The sequence below is a fragment of the Psychrilyobacter sp. genome (assembly GCF_049671765.1).
In the GTDB taxonomy this organism is placed as follows: Bacteria; Fusobacteriota; Fusobacteriia; order Fusobacteriales; family Fusobacteriaceae; genus Psychrilyobacter.
On the sequence record NZ_JBATVM010000101.1, the window covers coordinates 1 to 1,582 of the forward strand.

General features: G+C 24.6%; 2 protein-coding genes. Both read right to left on the reverse strand.

Going from position 1 to position 1,582, the window contains the following annotated elements; translation table 11 throughout:
- Positions 1-110: 110 nt before the first annotated feature.
- Complete coding sequence (locus WBG30_RS04980; RefSeq protein ID WP_424503541.1) at positions 111-548, reverse strand: hypothetical protein; 438 nt, start codon at positions 546-548, stop codon at positions 111-113.
- Between the two features lie 126 nt (positions 549-674).
- Entirely contained in the window at positions 675-1,265 is a 591-nt protein-coding gene (locus WBG30_RS04985; protein ID WP_424503542.1) for a tyrosine-type recombinase/integrase, read from the reverse strand.
- Positions 1,266-1,582 lie beyond the last annotated feature (317 nt).

A 1,582-nucleotide genomic window follows, 5' to 3' on the forward strand; every position in this document is an offset into this window, starting at 1 on the left:
GCTTTTGAGCCCTTTATATTATTTTTAAGTACTAAAAAAAGACCCAAATTTACAATAAAAACTAAGCCATTAAAAAATGACTTACAATTTTTTTCTTGTAAGTTTGAATCTTATATAAGCAATACCATAATTTCTTTAATCTCTGGTGGTCTCTCTTTAAGGATTTTGTGCCTTTTAAATCCCATATTTTTTTTAGTTTCTTTTCTTGATTGTTTTGTCAAGGTTACATCATCAAGAGTATAAAAGGTTTGAAAAAATATTTTAAATAAATATTCTTTTTCTCTATTAAAATACATAAACATTTCATTGAGCGAATCTTCTAAAAAAAGTTTTTTTTCTTCAACTCTTTTTAATTCTTGTTTGCCCATCATTATAATCTTTGGGTCTTTTATTTGTATCTCAACTGGTTCTTTTGCAAATACAATATCATATTTTTCCTTGTAAGATAAACATAATGACAATTTACTTTTATATTTCGATAGATCGCTTTTTACTTCTTCAGGTGACCAAAAAATAAATTGACTCTGTAAAAAATTCTTAGTTCTCATACTTAGCACCTCCTTTTGATTATTATATCATGGTATATTTACACTTGGATAGTTTTTAAGGTGTAAATACTCCCGTAAAACAAAAAAGCCCTTAGAATCGAAATAAGGGCTTGATATATATATTAGTTATAAATTGAACTCAATAACTGTATTGTCCATCTTTTTTTGAGTTAATCCTATATATTCTAAGGTCATCCTCTCGCTACTGTGGTTTAATCTCTTCATCACTAGACTAATGTTATTAGTCTTCTTATAAACTACAAGACCCCATGTCTTACGAGCCGTATGAGTAGATATTTTAGTTTTTAGATTATAGTAATCTGCGATATCTGTATAAATATTATGGATTGATATTCTCGATATATGATTTTTATTATTTATTGCTCTATTCCCTTGGCCAACAAAAAGAAACTCATTATCAACATTTAATTTTATTTCTTTTCTAATCTCTAAGGCTCTTTTTATGGATTTCATACAATTTTCATTTAAAACCACTTGATTAGCTTTTTTAGTTTTTTTATCTTTCGAAATATAATACCCATTTTTTAAATATTGGTTAGCCTCTTTAATTGTAATTTTTAGAGTATCAGAAACTCTTAGAGCTAAATTTAAAGAAATTTTCCAAAAGTGAAAAATAAGCTCATTTTTATTTTTTAATCCATCCTCAAATATGTTTAATTCTTTTTCATCCTCAAACCCTTCAATTTTCTTCTTCATCTTATCCCACCTATTTTATTATGATTTCTAATTAACAAAATAATTGTAACATAGAAAAATATATAAAACAAGTTTAAATGGTTATTTTCATTATATTTTCTACTTAACAAAATGCTGTTTTGTTAAGTAGAAATCTTAATGTGAAAATAAAGACATCTTTAAACATAAAAACAAATTCTTATTTGTTTTTATTACATTGATTTTTAGGTATATAAAAAGCACACCGTTCATCAGTGTGCTAAATAATTAATTATTATTTTTTATAAAATAGTAAATAATAGATTATTAAAGTAATCTTTTATATCTGAATCTAAAAT

What these genes read in the sequence shown, in the direction of transcription:
- WBG30_RS04985 (WP_424503542.1), bottom strand. Translation starts at nt 1,265, where the DNA reads ATGAAGAAGAAAATTGAAGGGTTTGAGGATGAAAAAGAATTAAACATA.
- WBG30_RS04980 (WP_424503541.1), bottom strand. Translation starts at nt 548, where the DNA reads ATGAGAACTAAGAATTTTTTACAGAGTCAATTTATTTTTTGGTCACCT.